This is a genomic window from Nocardia africana NBRC 100379 (assembly GCF_001612635.1).
Lineage (GTDB): Bacteria > Actinomycetota > Actinomycetes > Mycobacteriales > Mycobacteriaceae > Nocardia > Nocardia africana.
This window is the reverse complement of sequence record NZ_BDAV01000002.1, coordinates 155160-174315: the sequence shown is the minus strand read 5'-3', so window position 1 is coordinate 174315 and position 19156 is coordinate 155160. Positions and strand designations below refer to the sequence as shown.

The following is a 19156-nucleotide window of genomic DNA, read 5'->3' as shown; positions in this document are numbered from 1 at the left end:
CCGTCGAGGGCTCGAGACGTCAAGACGCGGCATCGATCAGCAGAACGAGCCAGCCGATCAGTACTCCCGCGCCCAGCCCGGCGAGCACCCAGCGGGTGACCGGGGTGTAACGCCAGCGCCACGCGGTCGGTGCGGTCCCGGCGACGGCGATCACGTTCACCGCCACCGCGAGCGTCCAATGAACATGTGCCAGTGCGACACCGAACGAATACACTCCGGCGGCGGTCAGCGCGGCGACGAAGACCGAGACCGCGATACCCGCCGCCCACGGTGTCGGTTCGCTGCCGGGGCGGCCGAGCGGTCGATTCACGATGTCCGCACCCTTTCGTAGAAGGCCATCGCCGCCGCGGTCGCGACATTGAGCGAATCGGTGCCGGGGGTCATCGGAATCCGGGCGCGGATATCGGTGGCCCGCATCGCCGCCTCGGTCAGGCCGGGGCCTTCCGCTCCGAGCAGCAGTGCCACCCGGTCGCCGGTCATCGCGGTCGCCAGATTCACCGCCGCGGGATTCGGCGTCAGCGCGATGATGCGGAAGCCGAGTTCGCGCAGGGTGTGCAGGCCGTCGGGCCAGGTCGGCAGCGAGGCGAAGGGCACCCGCAGCACGTGGCCCATCGACACCCGTACCGCGCGCCGATACAGCGGATCGGCGCAACGGTCGCCGAACAACACCGCGTCGGCGCCGAGTCCGGCCGCGTTCCGGAAGATCGAGCCGATGTTCTCGTGATCGTTCACGCCCTCGAGCACCGCGACCGTGCGAGCGGTCCGCAGGATCTCCTCCGGCAGCAACTCCGGCGGGCGGTAGGCGGCGGCGAGAACGCCGCGATTGAGATGGAATCCGACGATGTCCGCCATCACCTCGGCGCCGACGCGGTAGTACGGGACGTCCACACCGGCGAGGTCGGGGGCGAGCTGATCGAAGCGGCGGCCCACCCCGAGCAGGGCGAACGGTGGGAAACGCGAGGCCAGCATGCGCTGTACGACCACCACGCCCTCCGCGATGACCAGCCCTTTCCCGCCCGGAAGGTCGGGACGCCGGTCGGCCGAGTTGAGGTCGCGGAAGTCGGCGACCCGAGGGTCGCCGGGGTCGACGATATCGATCACGTGGGCCACGGCAACCTATCCTGCACCCTGGCCCCGAATTCGGCCGATCCAACTGTCGTGTGGAACACGGTTTGGCAAGCAACGCTATGGTGAACTCTTTATTGGTTTATCCACAGAACGATTTATCCATCGCAAACGGAAGAGGACGCATGACCAAGCCGGAAGTCGAGTTCCAGGAAGGCCCCGCGCCCACCACGCTGGAAGTGCACGATCTGGTCGAGGGCGACGGTGCCGAGGCCGTACCCGGCGGCACCGTCGAGGTGCACTACGTGGGCGTCACCTACGACACCGGCGAGGAATTCGATTCGTCCTGGAACCGCGGTGAATCCATCACCTTCCCGCTGCGCGGCCTGATCCAGGGCTGGCAGGAAGGTATTCCGGGGATGAAGGTCGGTGGCCGCCGCCAGCTGACCATTCCGCCGGAGCTGGCCTACGGTCCCGAGGGTTCGGGCCACCCCCTGTCGGGCAAGACGCTGATCTTCGTCATCGATCTGCTGAACGTCGTCGAATAGGACGCCGATCACCGCCGGACGATCTCGACCGGATCGGACAGGTTCGTCGCCAGGACGGACTGCTGGGATGTGCTGTGCGCCGGTAGCGCGGTGAGGGCCTTGCCGGTCTGATCGGTCAGATTCGCCGAAATCTGCTGCATCTGGGTGACCCCGCCGGTCACCGCTTGCAGTGCACCGTGCAGTTGCGCGGTCGCCTGATCGGTGAGCCGCGGAATCTGCCCGGCCAGGGCAGCGCCCTGGTCCAGCTGGGCGGAGGCGGAGGTCAGCCGGTTCGCGGCATCGCGCAGGATGGTGCCGAGGCCGGTGCCGGGATCGGTACTGCTACCGGTCAGCCGGGCCACGCCCGCCAGTTGAGTGTCGGTCTGTCCGGCGATCGAGCGCAGTGCGTCCAGCTTGCCGATGATGTCGGTGACCTGCGGGTCCGCCGCGAACGGCAGCGTTCGCAGCAGCGGCAGGACTTGGTCGAGCCCGGTACTCATCGCATTCGCACCCGCACTGATCTGCCCGAGGGTGAGCCCGGTGGCATCGAACGCGCCGGCCATGTTCTCGGCCTGATTCGTCGCCTGACCCAGGGCGTCGTGTACCTGGCCGAGCTGCGACGTCAGCGTCGCCGCACCGGATTTCGCCGAATCCAGGAAGCCCAGCATCTGCTGGGCGCCGCCGGTGAACTGGCCGGCGGCGTCCGAGGCCGTCCGTACGCCCGCGTCGAGCAGCTGGGAGGTGAAGGCGGCCTGCTGCATCGAACCGCGCGCGTTCGCGACCGCGGCCAGGGTCTGATCCACGCCGGCTGCCGCGATTCGCCGCGTCACCGCCGCGACCGCATCATCGACCGCGGCGGTGTCCGCGTGCTCGTTGGTGGCCACGGTCAACTGCGCCCGATGCGGCTGCGCGGTGGCGAGGGTGGCCAGCGACGACGTGAGGTCGGCGGGCAGGGTGATCACCGCGGCGTGATCGGCGGTACGCGCCCCGGGTTCGGCCACGGTCCAGGTGTCGCCCTCGGCTTGCAGGGCCTTCACGATGCGGGCACCGGCGGGCCCGGTATCCGCGTTGACGATCGCGATATCGGTCGGTGCGGCACCACCGCGGGTGACGGCGATCACCCCCGTCACCGCACCGGCGACCGCCAGCGTCACGACACCGAGCACTGTCCAGCGAAAACGTCTACCTGCCACGCCGTTCGACGGTAGCGGCGGTGAATGCGCAAGTACTGGCGGATATCTGAGGGTTCTGTGAGGGACTCAGCTCTCCGGCGGCGGCGCCGCCGGCATCGGACGGTCCGGCAATTCCAGCACCAGGCGCACGCCGCCCAGGATCCCGTCGTCGAAATAGGCTCGGCCACCGTGCAATTGGGCCTGCTGCGCGACCAGTGCCAGGCCCAGGCCGGAGCCGCCCTTGGTGGCATTGGCGCCGCGGGTGAAGCGGTCGAAGACACTGCGCCGTTCCTCGGCCGGGATGCCCGCCCCGTTGTCGTCGACCGAGATCACGATCCAGCCGTCGGGGCGGCGATGCGCGGACACCAGCGCCTGGGTCGCGCCGCCGTGACGAGCGGAATTGGTGAGCGCGTTGTCGACCGCCAGGCGCAGTCCGGTCGGCAGGCCGCGGGTGATCAGTTCGGGATCGGTCTCGATGCGGACGGTGAGATCTCCGAAGTGGCGCATCGCATCGTGGGCGGCGTGGTCGACCAGATCGCCGACATCGGTTTCGACATGGTCGCGTTCGTCGGTCAGCTCGCCCGCGGCCAGTCGCTCCAGCGCGGCCAGCGTGGCCTCCACCCGGCCCTGACCGCGCTGCAGATCGTCGAGGATCTCCGCGCGCTGCTGCTCGTCGAGGTCCAGGGTGCGCAGCACCTCGAGGTCGGTGCGCATCGCGGTGAGCGGGGTGCGCAGTTCGTGCGCCGAGACGGCGGCGAAATCGCGGGCCGTCTCGAGTGCCGCCGCGGTTTCGGCCTGGGCGAGTTGCACCCGCTCCAGCAGTGAATTCACTGCCTCGGAAAGCTTTTCGGCCTCCCAGACACCGGATCCGTCCACCCGGACCTCGGCCGTGCTGGTGCCGCTGCGCGCGCTCACCTGCCGGGTGAGATCGCGGATCGGGCGCACCGCGCCGCCACCGAACACCCAGCCCAGCCCGGCCGCCGCGGCCACCGCCAGGCCGGCCGCGAACAGCACCCAGCGCCGCTGCTCGGACATGGTGCGATAGGCGTCGGTCAGCGGGATCGCGATCGAGACGGTCCGCCCTTCGGGCTGATTCTCGGTCGTGGTCAGTACCCGGAACGGGGTGCCCTCCAGCGTGACCGTATGCGAACCCGGGTCCTGGGCCGGCAGGCGCACGCTGGTGGAGGCGATGATCTCCCCGTGGTCGCGGACCGTCACCGCCATATCCTTGTTCGGCGTCACCAACGACAGCACCCCGACCGCGATGAGCGGCTGCATCAGCACGATGCGCGAGGCGATGTTCAATTCCTGGTCGGCCTGGGCGAGATTGTTGCGGCCCAGTGCCACCACCGACACCCAGCTCAACACCGCGGTGATGATGATCGCGCCCAATGCCGCCGCCCCGGCGACGCGAGTGCGCAGCGAGTAGGAGTGGCGCAGTCCGAAGCGCCGCCGTTCCGGTTCGGTCATCCCGCACCAGCACGGATCGATTCGGCGTGGGCGCCGGTCATTTCGGCATCCGCAGGACGAAGCCGACGCCGCGAATGGTGTGCAGCAGCCGGGGCGTGCCGTCGGCCTCCAACTTGCGACGCAGATAGCCGACGAAGACGTCCACCACATTGGTGTCCGCGGCGAAGTCGTAACCCCACACCAGCTCCAGCAGCCGCTCCCGGCTCAACACCACCCCGGCGTTGCGGGCCAGCGTGGACAGCAGCTCGAATTCCCTTTTGGTGAGCTCGATTTCGTTACCGTGGAGCAGGGCGCGATAGCCGGCCACATCGATTTCCAAGGGGCCCACGGTGATCGAGCCCGGCGCCGTGGCGGGGGTGGTATCGGTGCGCCGGCGCAGCAGCGCCCGGATTCGCGCCACCAATTCGGCGAGGACGAACGGTTTCACCAGATAGTCGTCGGCGCCGGATTCCAGTCCGGCGATCCGATCGCCGACCGAACTGCGTGCCGAGAGCACACAGATCGGCACCTCGTTGCCCATCGCCCGCAGCGCGGTCACCACGCCGGCGCCGTCGAGCACCGGCATGTTCATATCGAGCACGATCGCGTCGGGCGCCTGTTCGGCCACGCTGCGCAGGGCCGCGGCCCCGTCGCGGGCGATGACCACCCGGAACCCGGACAGCCGCAAGCCGCGCTCCACCGAGGAGAGCACATCCTCGTCGTCGTCGACCACCAGCACCGTCGGATTCTCGCTGCTCGCCACGGTGTGCAGTGTAATTTGACCGCGCGGCCCCGGGGGTGGCCCGAGGCCCGCGCGAGTTGCGGATCCGGCGCCCGGATCAGTAGTTGTGGCAGGAATCGGCGACTTCCTGAATGGTCTGGCTCAGCCCGGCGGCCCGTGGGTCCTGCTGGGCGCGCTGCGCCTCGTCCGGGTGCTGGGCCAGATACTGCTGGAATTCGGCGCGGCGCTGTTCCACCGGCTGATCGAATTTGGCCTTCAGCTCGGCCTTCTGGTCCGGGTTGTTGTCCAGGATCGAGGCCAGCTGCGGTGCCTTGTCGTGCAGGGCGGCGTCGACCTGGGCGAAGCTGCAGGTCGAATTCAGCAGCGGCGCAACCAGTTCGGTCGGACCCGCCGATGCGGTGGCGGGGACCAGCAGGGCGGCCCCGGCGGCCAGGCCCGCGGCGGTGAGGGTGGTTGCGGCAAATCCGCGAATGCGCATGATTCTCTCTCCCTGTGCGTCGGCACGTACGTGTCCGGCACGGTATCGCCGGAGTCTGGGGCGTGCGTGAACCGATCCTGAGAAGACTCTGAACCGGCTGCTCGAAGCGCGCGCCCCACGCTCGACGTGCCCCCCTCAGGAACCGATACTCGAGCCGTTCGTACTCGCCGCCGGATCGGCCGTGTTCTCGGCTGCCGGGTCGGCGGTCGGATCGGTTCCGGCGAGCAGTTGATCCTCCAGCGCGATGAGCACCGCCGGATCCTCGATGGTGGCCGGCATCTCCCAACTCTCACCCGAGGCGATCTGACGGATGGTGCGGCGCAGGATCTTCCCGGACCGGGTCTTGGGCAAGGCCCGCACCACGGTGACGTCGTGTAGCGTCGCGATCGCGCCGATCTGCTCCCGGACGCGGGCGATGATCTCCGCGCGCAGCTGCGCCAGCTCGATGTCGACGCCGTTCTTGAGCACCACGTAGGCGATCGGGAGCTGGCCCTTCAGTTCGTCGGGCACTCCGATCACCGCGGTTTCCGCGACCGCCGAATGTCCGGAGATCGCGGCCTCGATGCCGCCGGCCGAGAGCCGATGCCCGGCCATATTGATCACATCGTCGCTGCGGCCGAGCACGTACAGATAACCGTCCTCGTCGAAATAGCCGGAGTCGCCGGTGAGGTAGTGCCCGGGATAGGCCGAGAGATAGGAGCGGGCGAAGCGCTCGTCGTCGCGCCACAGGCCGGTCAGCGAGCCGGGCGGCAGCGGGAGGCCGATCACGATGTTGCCCTCCGCGCCCGTCGCCACCGCATCGCCTTCGTAATCGAGAACGCGCAGCCGGTAGCCGGGAACCGGAACCGAGGCCGAGCCGGGTTTGATCGGCAGCTCCTGTAAACCGAGCGGGTTGGCGCATACCGGCCAGCCGGTTTCGGTCTGCCACCAGTGGTCGACCACCGGACAGTCGGGCAGGTCGGCCAGCACCGTCTCCCGGGTCCACTCGTAGGTGGCGGGGTCGAGCCGTTCACCGGCGCAGAACAGCGCGCGCAGCGAGGACAGATCGTGGCGGCGGGCGAGCGCGGCCTCGGGATCGGCGCGGCGGATCGCGCGCAGTGCGGTGGGCGCGGTGAACATCACATGCACCCCGTACTGCTCGACCAGCCGCCAGTAGGTGCCCGAGTCCGGCGTACCGATCGGTTTGCCCTCGAACAGGATGGTCGTCGCACCGACCAGCAGCGGGGCGTAGACGATATACGAATGGCCGACCACCCAGCCGATATCGGAGGTGGTCAACATCACCTGGCCGGGGGATACGTCGTAGATGTTGCGCATCGACCAGGCCAGCGCCACCGCGTGGCCGCCGTTGTCGCGCACCACGCCCTTGGGCTTTCCGGTCGTGCCCGAGGTGTAGAGGATGTAGAGCGGATCGGTCGCGGCCACCGGCACCGGGTCGGCGGGTTCCGCGTCGCGGATCATGTCCTCCCAGTCCAGCCAGCGGGCCGCGACGGTGGCGGTGGAATCCGGCAGGGTGTCGGTGGCCGGCTGCGGGGCGGCGAACCGGATGGTCGGAAAGCCCTCGCGCTGCTTCACGACCACATTCCGCGGCGCCGTGGTCCGCACCTGGTCGAGAGCCTGCAGCACGATCGGCGGGTATTCGAGGCGCTTGTTCGGTTCCAGGCCGCCGGAGGCGGTGACGATCAGGACGGGTTCGGCGTCGTCGATGCGGGCGGCCAGTTCGTGCGCGGCGAATCCGCCGAAGACCACCGAATGCACCGCGCCGATGCGGGCGCAGGCCAGCATCGCGATCACGGCCTCGGGGATCATCGGCATGTAGATCACGACGCGGTCGCCGGTACGCACCCCGAGCCGGAGCATCGCACCGGCGAACCGGGCGACCTCGGCGAGCAACTCGGCGTAGGTGTAGACGGCTGTGGCGCCCGTCATAGCGGAGTCATATATTAAGGCGGGCTGGTTCGCGCGACCGCCCGTTTTTGCGGAAATGCCCGTTTCGGCGGCGGTATCGGTATCGTCGTCCGTCGAGGTGGGTTCCGCTGTGAGATCCCGCACATGTCGATCGAGGGCGTTGTAGGAGGTGTTGAGGCGAGCATCGGGAAACCACCGAGCCGTCGGCCGTGCTGTGGTGTCGAGAATCTGTTCGGGCGCAACGTCCCAGCTGATCGCCTCGGCCGCGCTACGCCAGAAGTCCGACGGGTCGACCAGGCTGGTCTGGTAGGTGGGCCGGTACTCCTGCTTCGCGTTCAACCGTATGACTCCCTGCCTCGCATCGATGCCCGCCTCGATAGATCAGCCTGATTGTGGCAGACTTCACGCGACGTCCGGGCGGCCGCCGCGACCTTTGATTTTGGCTGGAACAGCCAGGTCAACGGCTGGTGGTTGCCAAGAGGTCACACAAGAAGTTATTGATCCGTTAGAATCGCATGTCACCTATTTCGGCCGTCATGGACGCAATTTCTCGGCCAGCCGCAGTTCCCGGCCCGTTCTGCTTATCGAGCCGCGCGTGCGATCGTGGAGGCTCGCCGATGGCGCGTGGCTGGGGCCAGTTTGGAAAGTGAGTTGGAGATGCGTGACGCCGCTAGGCCCGTTGGGAAGCGCTGGGCGCTCGGCAACTGGGACCTGCGCTGGAAGGTCACGGCCGTGCTGGCCGTGCCGCTGCTCGTCGCGGTGGTGCTCGGTGCTTCCAGGATCGCGTCCGAGTTCAGTGACTCGAGCCACCTGGATCAGGCGGTCGAGCACGTCGAGGCGATTCCGGCCGTCACCGGCCTGAGTGGTGCCGCGGCCACGGTCGCCGGTGGCCAGATGGCCGCGATCAGCCCGACCCAGTCGCTGGTTCAGGACGCGGACCTCACGAGACTGGACGGCGCCATCCAGACCGCGCAGAAGGCCACGGCCAAGCTGGACGGCGTTCCGGGTGCGCGCGATGCGATCGAGCAGATGATCAAGGGCGCCCAGGCGGTGCGCGATCAGGGCACCAAGCCCTCGCCGGTGCTCGCCGACGCGATCGCCCAGGAAGAGGCGATTCGCCAGAACAGCGTCCGCACGGTCGAGGAGATCGTGTCGACCGTCTCCGACCCCGGCGTCGACGCGGCCAAGCTCCGCCTGGTCGACTCGCTGAACACCCGCGCGGTGATGGTCCAGGAGATCGCGGCGTCGGCCAAGACCCTGACCGGTGACGCCAAGGGTGGTCTGCACGACTTCCAGGTCGCGGCCAACACCGAGAAGTACATGCTGGACCTGCTGGCCAAGCGTCTGCCCGAGAACGATCCCACGATCGCCGAGCTGAACGGCTTGCTGCAGAACCGGATCAACATGACCAGCGGGCCGAACGTCGATGTCGGCCAGCTGCCGCTGATGGATATCAAGCAGTCGCTGGTCGACAGCTTGAACGGCTACACCAAGATCGTCGGTTCCTCGACCCAGGACATCACCTCCCGAGTGAACGACCTGGCCGGCAACGCCCGGGCCGGCGCGATCCAGTACGCGGTCATCGTCGTCCTGACGATTCTGGCCGCGCTGATCTTCGCCGTGCTGGTCGCGCGGGCCATGATCGTGCCGCTGCGCAAGCTGCGCCTGGCCGCGCTGCGCGTCGCCGAACACGACCTCGGCTACGAGGTCTCGCGCCTGCGTGACGGCGCCAGCCCCGAGGATGTGCCGCTCGAGCCGATGCCGGTGCACACCGAGGAAGAGGTCGGCCAGCTCGCTCGCGCGGTCGACGACATCCACGGTCAGGCGCTGCGCCTGGCGGCCGATCAGGCCTCCATGCGTACCCAGGTCAACGACATGTTCGAGACCCTGGCGCGCCGGTCGAAGTCGCTGGTCGACCATCAGCTCTCGCTGATCGAGGCGATGGAGTACGACGAGAAGGACCCGCGCCTGCTGGAGAACCTCTTCCGGCTCGACCACCTCGCCGCCCGTATGCGCCGAAACGGCGACAACCTGCTGATTCTGGCCGGTACCCGGCAGCGGCGCAGCAAGTCCGCGCCGGTCGAGATCGCCGACGTGCTGCGTGCCGCGATCTCCGAGGTCGAGGACTACGAGCGCGTGAAGCTGGGCGCCACTCCGCGCGGCGCCATCACCGAACCGGCCGCCTCCGACCTGGCGCACCTGTTCGCCGAGCTGCTCGACAACGCGCTGCGCGCCTCGCCGCCGGAGACCGACGTCAAGTTCACCTTCGCCCAGGCCCACGATCAGGGTCTGCTGATCGAGGTCGCCGACCGCGGTATCGGCATGCCGCCCGCGGAGATGGCATCGATCAACCGGCGCTTGGAGACGACCGCCGAGGTCGGTGCGGACACCGCGCGGCACATGGGTCTGTTCGTCGTCAGCCGGCTGGCCGAGCGGCACGGACTCAATGTGCGCCTGCGCCCGACCTTCGACACCGCCCGCGACCCCGGCGTCACCGTCACCGTGCACGTGCCCAAGGCGATCATCGTGGCGCCGTCGGGCGGAACGGTCTCGCTGCCGGACCAGTCCGGTGAGCAGATGTCGGTACCGACCCAGCGGCCCTCCGCGGCGTCGTCGATGCAGATGCGCGGCGTCACTCGCACGCCGAGCGGCAACATGATGGTGACCGTGGACCCCGGGGTGAGCGGGCCGATCCCGATCACGCCGGCCGCGGATGCCGGAGACGATCGCACGGCGCGCACCAACGGCGCCGCCGCGGCGAACGGTTCGCTCGCGGGTGGACTCCCGCAGCGGCAGCCGGGTGGTGCGGTTCCGGGCGGTCTGCCGCAGCGTCAGCCGGGCGCCAGCGGACCGAACGCGCGTCATCCGCTCGCCGATGCCGAGCCGGGCACGGGCTTGCCGCAGCGTGAGCCGGGTGCCAACGGACCGCAGGCGCCCAAGGCGCAGCCGAACGCGAACCTACCCCAGCGCGGCGGCGCCGCTCCGGCGCAGCCGACCTCGGGTCTGGCCGCCAATATGCTCAAGCGTCAGCCGGGTGCGGCGGGTCAGCCGCCGCGGCCGGGCCGTCCGACCGGACTGCCGCAGCGGCCGCCGGGCGGCGGCAACGGCGTCCCGCAGCGCGAAGGCGGTCTGCCGCAGCGTGATTCGGGCTCGAGCCTGCCGCCGCGGGAAGGTGGCCTGCCGCAGCGCGGTGGGTCCGGCCTGCCGCAGCGTGCGCCCGCCGGTGAGGACCGTCCCGCGGCGAGCCCGCCTGCCCGCGAACTCGGCGCCAACGGACTGCCGCAGCGGACTCCGGGCACCAACGGCGCACCGTCGCGTGAGGGTGGCCTGCCGCAGCGGGAATCCGCGAACGGTGGTCTGCCGCAGCGGGAATCGTCCAACGGTGACCTGCCGCAGCGCGGTGCCGGAGGCCTGCCGCAGCGGACCCCGGGTTCCAACGGCGTGCCGTCGCGCGAGGGTGCGCCCACCGGCCTGCAGCGAGACGCCGGCAGCGGTCTGCCGCAGCGGGACGCCGGAAGCGGCCTGCCGCAACGGGATTCGGGCAGCAGTCTGCCGCAGCGCGGTGGCGGACTGCCGCAGCGCGAGGGCATCGGCGGTCTGCCGCAGCGCGATGCCGGTAGCGGCCTGCCGCAACGAGAGTCGAATGAGGGTCTGCCGCAGCGTGCCCCGGCCGCGGGCGGTCTGCCGCAGCGGCAGCCGGGTGCCGGTCTGCCGCCGCGGCCGGAACCCACCCCGGGTCTGAGTCTGCCCGGACGTCATGCGCCGCAGCGGGACAGCGCCGCCGCGGACGCGAATGCGGAATCCGGTGAGGGGCGCGAACGCGGCCGTCACAGCTACCGGTCGAATCCGCAGAAGACGGCATCGTTCTTCCAGACCCGGCTGCAGCCCGCAGCCGACGCCGGCCCGTCGGAAGGGGGGAGTCCGATCTTCGCCGAGATGATGTCGGCGTGGCTCGCGGACCCCAACCCGGACCGGTCCCAAGTCGCCGCCTCCTTCGAATCCCCAGGTGACGAAGGCTGGCAGGCTGCCCGGCGGGCGGTGGAAACCTCGTCGGAGAAGCGGACGGCGGCCGGATTGCCGCAGCGCGATCCCGGTAATCGGCTGGTTCCCGGTGGTGTCACCGGGCGGGCCGATCGCAGGCCGAGCCGCGACCCAGAGTCGATCAGGTCAAGTCTGAGTCGTCACCAGCAGGGCGTCCGGGATGGCCGCGCAATGGGAGCAATGAACCTAACCGGAGATAAAGGAGACCGATGAACCCCGATCTAGGTGGTACGAACCGTCAGCTGGATTGGCTGGTTTCGAACTTCGCCAACGAGGTTCCGGGCGTCGCTCATGCCGTGCTGGTTTCGGCGGACGGCCTGTTGATGGCCGCGAGCGCTCAATTGCCCGTCGACCGAGCCGAGCAGTTGTCCGCTGTGACCGCGGGTTTGGCCAGCCTCTCTGTCGGCGTTTCGAACCTGTTCGAAGGCGGCACGGTACTGCAGTCCGTGGTCGAGATGGAACACGGTTACCTACTGCTCATGGCGGTCGGTGACGGGTCCTATCTGGCCGTGCTGACGAACACGTCCTGCGATATCGGCCAGGTGGGCTACGAGATGGCTCTGCTGGTCGAGCGGGTGGGCCAGACAGTCCAGGCCACACCTCGCGTCACGATGGGTTCCTGATGGTGGGATGGACATAGACAACCAGCACGTGGGGAGCGCCGAGCCCAGCCTCGTCCGTCCGTACTCGCTGACCGCCGGTCGTACGCGGCCGACGGTGGAGTTGGCATTGGAGGCGCTCGTCGCATCGCATCCGGTCGCCCTGGAGCGGCAGTTCGAACTGACCAACATCGAGACGTCAATCGTGGAGTTGTGCAGAGAATCGCCATCAGTTGCGGAACTTGCTGCCCGACTGGGTATTCCGATCGGGGTGGCTCGAGTGCTCGTCGCCGACCTCATCGAGGCGGGACATGTTCGAGTTTCGGCGACTTTGAAAGACGATTCGAGCGACGATGAACGTCGCGAGCTGATCGAAAGGGTTCTCAGTGGACTCCGGCGTATTTGATTCGACGGCCCAGGTCGATACCCGCAACGCCAAGCCGACCTCCGCGAAGATCGTGGTGGCCGGTGGCTTCGGTGTGGGTAAGACGACCCTGGTCGGTGCTGTATCGGAGATTGTTCCGCTGCGCACCGAGGCTTTGGTGACCAACGCCAGTGTGGGCGTCGACAGCCTGGCCGCCGTGCCGACGAAGGCCACCACCACGGTGGCCATGGACTTCGGCAGGATCAGCCTCGCCGACGATTTGGTGCTTTATCTGTTCGGCACACCCGGCCAGTACCGCTTCTGGTTCATGTGGGACGACCTGATTCGTGGCGCCATCGGGGCGGTAGTGCTGATCGACACCAGACGGCTCGAGGATTCCTTCGCGGCCGTCGACTACTTCGAGGCTCGGGGGCTGCCGTTCCTGGTGGCCATCAACGAGTTCGACGACGCACCGCGGTACCCCCTGGAGGACATCCGCCAGGCGCTGGCCGTCCCGGCGGACGTGCCGATCATGTCGATCGACGCGCGCCGCCGCGAGCCGGTGAAGCAGGCGCTGGTCTCGGTCACCGAGTACGCGTTGCGCAAAGTGGTTCAGGGTTACTGATACGCCGACGACCGGCCGCCCGACGCGGCCGCGTCGGCGCGCGGTGGCCCCGCGACCGCCGATCGCCCGCTCCGGCGCGGTTACGCTCGGGGCGTGAAGATCTCGGCGCGCGAGTTTTTCGACGGTGTGCTCGATCCCGGTTCGTATCGCAGCTGGGATCGAGAACCGATCGAGGTCGCCACGTCGCCGGCGTATCGCGCGGAACTGACCGCCGCGGTCGAACGCAGCGGCACCGACGAATCGGTGCTGACCGGTGAGGGACGGTTGCGCGGGCGGCGCGTCGCGGTGATCGCGTGTGAATTCGGCTTTCTGGCGGGATCGATCGGCGTGGCGGCCGCCGAGCGGATCGTCACCGCCGTCGAGCGCGCCACCGAACTGGGTCTGCCCCTGCTCGCCTCGCCCACCTCCGGCGGAACCCGCATGCAGGAGGGCACGGTCGCCTTCGTGCAGATGGTGAAGATCGCGGGCGCGGTGGCCGCACACAAGTCGGCCGGCCACCCCTACCTGGTGTATCTGCGCAATCCCACGACGGGCGGCGTGTTCGCGTCCTGGGGTTCTCTGGGGCACATGACCTTTGCCGAACCCGGGGCGCTGATCGGATTCCTGGGTCCGCGAGTGTACGAAGCGCTCTACGACCGGCCGTTCCCGGAAGGCGTGCAGACCGCGGAAAATCTGTATCGGAATGGAGTGATCGACGGCGTCGTCCCGGTTCGGTTCTTCCGCCGGATCGCGCACCGCGTGTTGAACGTCGCGGTTCCTGTTGCGGGACAGGCGAATTCGCTACCCGTCGCTGCGTCGGCGCCACAGGAAGATTCGAGTACCGGGCAGCCTGCTGCGGAGACACCGGCGTGGGAGTCGGTGCTGATCTCCCGCGATCCCCGGCGACCCGGTATTCGCGAGTTGTTGCGGCAGTCGACCGATCGGGTGCCGTTGAGCGGCACGGGTCAGGGCGAATCCGACCGCACCGTCGTCCACGCCCTGGCCCGGCTGCGCGGCGAACCGTGTGTGATCTTCGGTCACGACCGGGCCGGTCAGACCGGTGAGAACACCATGGGTCCGGCGGCGTTGCGGGAGGCCCGCCGTAGTATGCACCTCGCCGCCGAACTGCGCATTCCGTTGGTCCTGGTCATCGACACCGCGGGTGCGGCACTGTCGCGGGAGGCCGAGGAACGCGGTCTCGCTCCCGAAATAGCCCGCTGCCTGGCCGATTTGGTCACGCTGAATACGCCGACCGTCTCGGTTCTGCTCGGTCAGGGCACGGGCGGCGGCGCACTCGCGCTGCTTCCCGCCGATCGGGTCCTCGCCGCGACGCACGGCTGGCTGGCCCCACTCCCGCCGGAGGGCGCCAGCGCCATCGTCTTCCGTGATACCGAGCACGCCTCGGAACTCGCTGCCGCCCAACGAGTCCGGGCCGCGGACCTGCTCACCGACGGCGTCGTCGACCGCATCGTCGCCGAACATCCCGACGCAGCGCGCGAACCCGTCGATTTCTCCCGGCGCGTGGTCGCCGCGATCGCCGGGGAATTGGCCGCCCTGCGCACGCAGCCCCCCGCCGCCCTTCGGGCCCGGCGGCAGAGCCGCTACCGCCGCCTGGGAGTTCCCGGCTGAAGAAGCACCGGTCACCTCGCTGTCGTAAGTAACCGCACATGATCCGAACACGCAGGTCCGCGTCGTTGACGGCTCGGCAAACCGCTTCTACGGTCGGAACGGTGACCTTTCGCAGCGAGAGCAGCACAGTACCGTCGGTGATCCTCAACGACGGCCATCTGATCCCGAGGCTGGGCTTCGGGGTTTTCCAGGTGCCGGAGGGACAGACCTTCGACACGGTGACCGCCGCCCTCGAGGCGGGATATCGCAGCATCGACACCGCGGCGGCGTACGGGAACGAGGCCGAGGTGGGGCGCGCGATCGCCGAATCGGGGCTGGCGCGCGACGAGGTCTTCATCACCACCAAGCTGTGGAATGCCGACCAGGGGTACGACTCCACCCTGCGCGCATTCGAAGCGAGTATGGAACGGCTGGGGTTCGAGTACCTCGATCTGTACCTGATCCACTGGCCGGTGCCGAGCGCGGACCGTTACGTCGACACCTTCCGCGCCTTCCAGTCACTGAAGTCGCAGGGGCGTATCGGTTCGATCGGCGTCTCGAACTTCCAGCCGGAACAGCTGCGGCGACTGATCGGTGAGACCGGTGAGGTGCCCGCCGTGAACCAGGTCGAACTGCATCCGGCGCTCGCGCAGAACACCCTGCGGGCCTTCCACGCCGAACACGGCATCGCCACCGAGGCGTGGAGTCCGCTCGGCCAGGGCGCCGAACTGAAGGATCCCACGGTGGGCGCGGTCGCCGAGCAGGTCGGCCGCACGCCCGCCCAGGTTCTGATCCGGTGGCACCTGCAGTTGGGCAATATCGTCATCCCGAAGTCGGTGAATCCCGAGCGCATCCGGGAGAACTTCGATGTGTTCACCTTCGAACTCGACGCCGAGCAGATGACCACCCTCAATGCGCTCGATACCGGCACCCGAGTCGGCCCGGATCCCGACACGTTCACGATGGGGCTCGACTGAGGCGCTGCGGCACTCAGGGCAGCCCCAGGTAGCGCGTGAGCTCGACGGCAGCGGCGCGCCCCGCTCGGTTCGCGCCGATGGTGCTGGCCGACGGGCCGTAACCGATCAGATGGATACGGGGGTCGGCGGCCACCTGGGTGGCGAGCCGGCCCGTCATCGTGATTCCACCGCCGGGCCCGCGCAGTCGCAGCGGTGCCAGGTGGTCCAGCGCGCTGCGGAAACCGGTGGCCCAGAGGATCGCGTCGGCGGCCTGAAAGCTGCCGTCGGACCAGCGCACGCCCTCGGGCTCGATGCGGGCGAACATCGGATGCCAGGTCAGCACGCCGCGCGCGCGAGCGGCGCGAATCCGGTTGTCGACCGGCAGACCGGTCACCGACACCACCGACCGCGGCGGCAATCCCCGACGCACCCGATCCTCGACCATCGCGACCGCACGGCGGCCCTCGTCGGCGCTGAACGGTCCCTCCCGCCAGCGCGGCTCCGTCCGCGACACCCACGTCGTGGTGGTGACCCGGGAAATCTCGTCGAGCAGCTGGACGGCCGAAATGCCGGCGCCGACCACCACGACGTGCTTCCCGGCGAACTCCGCCGCGCTGCGGTAGTCGTGGGCGTGCAACTGCCGTCCGGCGAAGGTCTCCGCGCCCGGATAGTACGGAATGAACGGCTTCTCCCAGGTGCCGGTCGCGTTGATCACGCCGCGCACGCGGAGCGTCTCGCCGGTGGCACCCGGTGACCCGGTCGGCGCTGCCGCGGCGGAAGCCTCTGCAGCCGAAGCGCTTTCGCCGACGACGGTCTCGGCATGCAACAGCCCGTCCACCAACGCGTCCGGACAGGTTGCGGTGCCGGCTCGATCGCACACCACCCGCACCGATACCGGTCGGCGAACCCGCAGGTCGAAACGCTTCTCGTACAGTTCGAAATAGTGCGGCACCGCGGTCGCGGCGGGTACGGAATCCGAGCCGGGCGGCAGGGTTTCGGTGAACGACATCCCCGGCAGGTCGTGTACCCGATTCACCGTGCTCAAAGTCAGTGAGGGCCAGCGGAATTGCCATGCCCCGCCGGGGCCGGGGGAGTGGTCGACGATGAGGAAGTCGACTCCCGGTGTCAATCCGAGCCGCCGCAGGTGATAGCCGGCCGACAGTCCGGCCTGGCCGGCGCCGATCACCACAATCTCGAAATCGGGTGCGGTCACCGCCGTCACAGTACGCGTCGGGTGCGCTGCGGCAACTGTCCGCCGCATACAGTGGAGTCGATACCGACCGGCGGGTGCGGTGAGGTGGCCCCCGGAAGAGAACCGCGCGAATGGGGAGAGGTCAGATGCTCGCAGTGAGCCGGGATGGTGACGTGGTCACCATCGAATTGCAGCGCCCGCAGCGCCGCAACGCCCTCAACGACGAGTTGGTGGCAGCGTTGCGGGAGGCCGTCACGTCCGCGGCGGCCGACGCGCGGGTGATCGTGCTGACCGGTCAGGGGCCGATTTTCAGTGCCGGCGCCGATCTGTCCGGTGTCTATTCGCCGGATTTCCTCGACGGACTGCTCGGTCTGTTGCGCACCATCGAAACGGTCCCGGTGCCGGTGATCTCCGCCATCAACGGCGGCGCGCTCGGCGCCGGGGTGCAACTGGCGCTGGCCTCCGACCTGCGGGTGATGAGCCCGGATTCCTATATCGCCATTCCGGCCGCGAAGCTGGGCATTTCGGTGGATCGCTGGACGGTACGCCGCCTGGTCTCGCTGATCGGCGGCGGCCCGGCGCGGACGGTGCTGATGGGTGCCGAAAGTGTCTCCGCTTCCGACGCATACACTTTCGGCTTCGCCAACCGCCTCGGCACGCTGGCCGACGCGCAGGAGTGGGCCAAGTCGATCGCCCAGCTCGCCCCGCTCTCGCTGCGCCACCTCAAGCTGGTGTTCAACGACGACGACACCCGCGGCGAGGACACTCCCGAACAGCGCGCCGCCCTGGAGGCAGCCTGGCGCAGTGCCGATGCCGAGGAGGCGCGGCTGGCGCGGCAACAGAAGCGCGCGGCGAAGTTCGTGGGGCGCTGATGGCCGGCACCGAGATCGTCGCGTCCGCCCGCCGAGCGGCCCTGGCCGCGGCCGGGCTGGCCGGATTGCGCTGGGTGGCGCGCGCGGCGTGGCGGATTCCCGCGGAAATGGGGGCTTCCGCCGCCGCCATCGCCCCGCTGGCGGCGCGGTCGGCGAGCTACCGCGACCGGCAGTTCCACAACACCGAACCCAGCAGCCAGATCACGCCCGGATCGGGCGCATCCCTGCTGGTCTCGGCACTCACCCGTCGCGATGTGGGGCGGCCACCCGCGGATATCCCGCTGGCGAGTGCCGAACATCCCGAACAGCCGGCCGATCTGGCCGTGACCTGGTTCGGCCACGCCACCGCGCTGGTCGAGGTCGACGGCTACCGCATCCTCACCGACCCGGTCTGGAGCGAGCGGGTCTCGCCGTCGCCGCTGGTCGGCCCGGCCCGGCTGCACCCGGTGCCGGCGCCGCTGTCGTCGCTGCCGGCGCTGGACGCGGTGGTCATCTCGCACGATCACTACGACCACCTGGACCGCGAGACCGTGCGCGCCCTGGTGGCCGGTCAGGACGCCCCGTTCGTGGTGCCGATCGGGATCGGCGCCCATCTGCGCAAATGGCAGGTGCCGGCGGACCGCATCATCGAATTGGATTGGAACACGTCCACGTCCCTCGCCCGCCCGGGTCTGGACGAGCTCACTGTCACCTGCACCGAGGCGCGGCACTTCTCCGGCCGCGGCCTCAGCCGCAATACCACGCTGTGGGCGTCGTGGGTGTTCGCGGGGCCGCGGCGGCGGGCCTATTTCGGCGGTGACACCGGATACACGAAGGCGTTCGCCGAAATCGGCGCGACCCACGGTCCGTTCGATCTCACGCTGTTGCCGATCGGCGCCTACGACGTGCACTGGCCGGATGTGCACATGAATCCCGAGGAAGCGGTACAGGCCCACGCCGACGTGTGTGTCGGAGACGCCGAGTACGGCGTGTTGGTGCCGATTCACTGGGCCACGTTCAACCTGGCCTTCCACGGCTGGTCCGAGCCGGTGCACAGACTTGTTGCGGCGGCGCGTGCAGCGGGTACCCGGGTAGCGGTGCCGCTTCCCGGCGGGCGGATCGATACCAATGCGGTATCACCGCAGGTCTCCTGGTGGGAGGATGTGCGCTAGAAACGCAGTCGACGAGTGAAGGAGTGGGCTTCATGAGTTTGATGGATACGCTCAAGGGGTTGGTGGGTAAGGGCCGCGACGCGGCCTCGCAGAACGCGGAGAAGGTGCACGGGGCTGTCGACAAGGCCGGCGGCTTCGTCAACGAGAAAACCGGGGGCAAGTACTCCGGTCACATCGACAAGGGCACCGAGGCCATCAAGAAGAACATCACGCCGCAGGGCGGCAACACCCCGCCGCCGGCTTCCGAGCCGCCCGCCGCGCCCCCGCAGACTCCGCCCGCCACCCCGCCGCAGGCGCCGCAGCCGCCGGAGGGCTGAGGGGCCGAGGCGAAATGCCCGGTACCGCCGGGCCCACTCGCCGATCGAACGACGGGCACCGGCCGGAGGTTCACTCCTCCGGCGGGGCCCGTCTTCGCTTTACACTGCGAC

General features: G+C 69.1%; 18 protein-coding genes. 10 read left to right on the top strand and 8 right to left on the bottom strand.

All coding sequences use genetic code 11. From position 1 onward, the window contains the following. Positions 1–19: 19 nt before the first annotated feature. Positions 20–310, bottom strand: coding sequence for a DUF2537 domain-containing protein (locus NA3_RS02275; protein WP_062961908.1), 291 nt, complete (start codon positions 308–310; stop codon positions 20–22). Continuing rightward, entirely contained in the window at positions 307–1110 is an 804-nt protein-coding gene (locus NA3_RS02270; protein ID WP_062961907.1) for a TrmH family RNA methyltransferase, read from the bottom strand. The genes NA3_RS02275 and NA3_RS02270 overlap by 4 nt, the downstream gene beginning before the upstream one ends. Before the next feature lie 140 nt (positions 1111–1250). Here NA3_RS02270 and NA3_RS02265 point away from each other — a divergent pair, with 140 nt between their 5' ends. Then, positions 1251–1613, top strand: coding sequence for an FKBP-type peptidyl-prolyl cis-trans isomerase (locus NA3_RS02265; protein ID WP_062961906.1), 363 nt, complete (start codon positions 1251–1253; stop codon positions 1611–1613). Between the two features lie 8 nt (positions 1614–1621). On the opposite strand, the gene NA3_RS02260 is transcribed toward NA3_RS02265, so the two are convergent. From NA3_RS02260 to NA3_RS02240, 5 genes are all read right to left on the bottom strand, one after another. Further along, entirely contained in the window at positions 1622–2785 is a 1164-nt protein-coding gene (locus NA3_RS02260; RefSeq protein ID WP_062961905.1) for a YhgE/Pip domain-containing protein, read from the bottom strand. Positions 2786–2851: 66 nt separating this feature from the next. After that, the gene (locus NA3_RS02255) at positions 2852–4234 is read right to left on the bottom strand and encodes a sensor histidine kinase (RefSeq protein WP_062961904.1); all 1383 of its coding nucleotides are present in this window, start codon (positions 4232–4234) and stop codon (positions 2852–2854) included. 37 nt (positions 4235–4271) lie between these two features. Continuing rightward, positions 4272–4976: a response regulator transcription factor gene (locus NA3_RS02250; RefSeq protein ID WP_372464252.1), complete on the bottom strand. Its 705-nt coding sequence runs from the start codon at positions 4974–4976 to the stop codon at positions 4272–4274. Positions 4977–5052: 76 nt separating this feature from the next. Next, the gene (locus tag NA3_RS02245) at positions 5053–5433 is read right to left on the bottom strand and encodes a hemophore-related protein (protein ID WP_062961902.1); all 381 of its coding nucleotides are present in this window, start codon (positions 5431–5433) and stop codon (positions 5053–5055) included. A 135-nt stretch (positions 5434–5568) separates the two neighbouring features. Then, entirely contained in the window at positions 5569–7680 is a 2112-nt protein-coding gene (locus NA3_RS02240) for an AMP-binding protein (RefSeq protein WP_062961901.1), read from the bottom strand. 318 nt (positions 7681–7998) lie between these two features. Here NA3_RS02240 and NA3_RS02235 point away from each other — a divergent pair, with 318 nt between their 5' ends. From NA3_RS02235 to NA3_RS02210, 6 genes are all read left to right on the top strand, one after another. Beyond that, complete coding sequence (locus NA3_RS02235) at positions 7999–11595, top strand: ATP-binding protein (RefSeq protein WP_063917273.1); 3597 nt, start codon at positions 7999–8001, stop codon at positions 11593–11595. Further along, positions 11592–12005, top strand: a complete 414-nt coding sequence (locus NA3_RS02230) for a roadblock/LC7 domain-containing protein (protein WP_011207200.1) — start codon at positions 11592–11594, stop codon at positions 12003–12005. The genes NA3_RS02235 and NA3_RS02230 overlap by 4 nt, the downstream gene beginning before the upstream one ends. 7 nt (positions 12006–12012) lie before the next feature. Next, positions 12013–12387: a DUF742 domain-containing protein gene (locus NA3_RS02225; protein WP_025347064.1), complete on the top strand. Its 375-nt coding sequence runs from the start codon at positions 12013–12015 to the stop codon at positions 12385–12387. Then, positions 12368–12970: a GTP-binding protein gene (locus tag NA3_RS02220; protein ID WP_174372252.1), complete on the top strand. Its 603-nt coding sequence runs from the start codon at positions 12368–12370 to the stop codon at positions 12968–12970. Before NA3_RS02225 ends, NA3_RS02220 begins: the two co-directional genes overlap by 20 nt. A gap of 93 nt (positions 12971–13063) precedes the next feature. After that, positions 13064–14578: a carboxyl transferase domain-containing protein gene (locus NA3_RS02215; RefSeq protein ID WP_062961900.1), complete on the top strand. Its 1515-nt coding sequence runs from the start codon at positions 13064–13066 to the stop codon at positions 14576–14578. A 101-nt stretch (positions 14579–14679) separates the two neighbouring features. Then, positions 14680–15534, top strand: coding sequence for an aldo/keto reductase (locus tag NA3_RS02210; RefSeq protein WP_062961899.1), 855 nt, complete (start codon positions 14680–14682; stop codon positions 15532–15534). Positions 15535–15547: 13 nt separating this feature from the next. Here NA3_RS02210 and NA3_RS02205 read toward each other — a convergent pair whose 3' ends face one another. Continuing rightward, on the bottom strand, positions 15548–16774 hold the full coding sequence (locus NA3_RS02205) for an NAD(P)-binding domain-containing protein (RefSeq protein ID WP_062961898.1): 1227 nt from the start codon (positions 16772–16774) through the stop codon (positions 15548–15550). Between the two features lie 77 nt (positions 16775–16851). On the opposite strand from NA3_RS02205, the gene NA3_RS02200 reads away from it, so the two are divergent. Genes NA3_RS02200 through NA3_RS02190 form a run of 3 tightly spaced genes read left to right on the top strand, consistent with a single transcriptional unit; the run spans position 16852 to position 19045 of the window. Continuing rightward, positions 16852–17577, top strand: coding sequence for an enoyl-CoA hydratase (locus NA3_RS02200; protein WP_062961897.1), 726 nt, complete (start codon positions 16852–16854; stop codon positions 17575–17577). Then, positions 17577–18728, top strand: a complete 1152-nt coding sequence (locus NA3_RS02195) for an MBL fold metallo-hydrolase (protein ID WP_062961896.1) — start codon at positions 17577–17579, stop codon at positions 18726–18728. Before NA3_RS02200 ends, NA3_RS02195 begins: the two co-directional genes overlap by 1 nt. Positions 18729–18760: 32 nt before the next feature. Beyond that, positions 18761–19045 (top strand): antitoxin, encoded by a 285-nt coding sequence (locus NA3_RS02190; RefSeq protein WP_063917262.1) that lies wholly within the window; start codon positions 18761–18763, stop codon positions 19043–19045. Positions 19046–19156: the final 111 nt, after the last annotated feature.

Bases quoted from the DNA above. Each gene is read 5' to 3' on its own strand.
- NA3_RS02200 (WP_062961897.1), top strand. From the start codon at position 16,852: ATGCTCGCAGTGAGCCGGGATGGTGACGTGGTCACCATCGAATTGCAG.
- NA3_RS02245 (WP_062961902.1), bottom strand. From the start codon at position 5,433: ATGCGCATTCGCGGATTTGCCGCAACCACCCTCACCGCCGCGGGCCTG.
- NA3_RS02230 (WP_011207200.1), top strand. From the start codon at position 11,592: ATGAACCCCGATCTAGGTGGTACGAACCGTCAGCTGGATTGGCTGGTT.
- NA3_RS02255 (WP_062961904.1), bottom strand. From the start codon at position 4,234: ATGACCGAACCGGAACGGCGGCGCTTCGGACTGCGCCACTCCTACTCG.
- NA3_RS02190 (WP_063917262.1), top strand. From the start codon at position 18,761: ATGAGTTTGATGGATACGCTCAAGGGGTTGGTGGGTAAGGGCCGCGAC.
- NA3_RS02235 (WP_063917273.1), top strand. From the start codon at position 7,999: ATGCGTGACGCCGCTAGGCCCGTTGGGAAGCGCTGGGCGCTCGGCAAC.
- NA3_RS02225 (WP_025347064.1), top strand. From the start codon at position 12,013: ATGGACATAGACAACCAGCACGTGGGGAGCGCCGAGCCCAGCCTCGTC.
- NA3_RS02265 (WP_062961906.1), top strand. From the start codon at position 1,251: ATGACCAAGCCGGAAGTCGAGTTCCAGGAAGGCCCCGCGCCCACCACG.
- NA3_RS02205 (WP_062961898.1), bottom strand. From the start codon at position 16,774: ATGCGGCGGACAGTTGCCGCAGCGCACCCGACGCGTACTGTGACGGCG.
- NA3_RS02195 (WP_062961896.1), top strand. From the start codon at position 17,577: ATGGCCGGCACCGAGATCGTCGCGTCCGCCCGCCGAGCGGCCCTGGCC.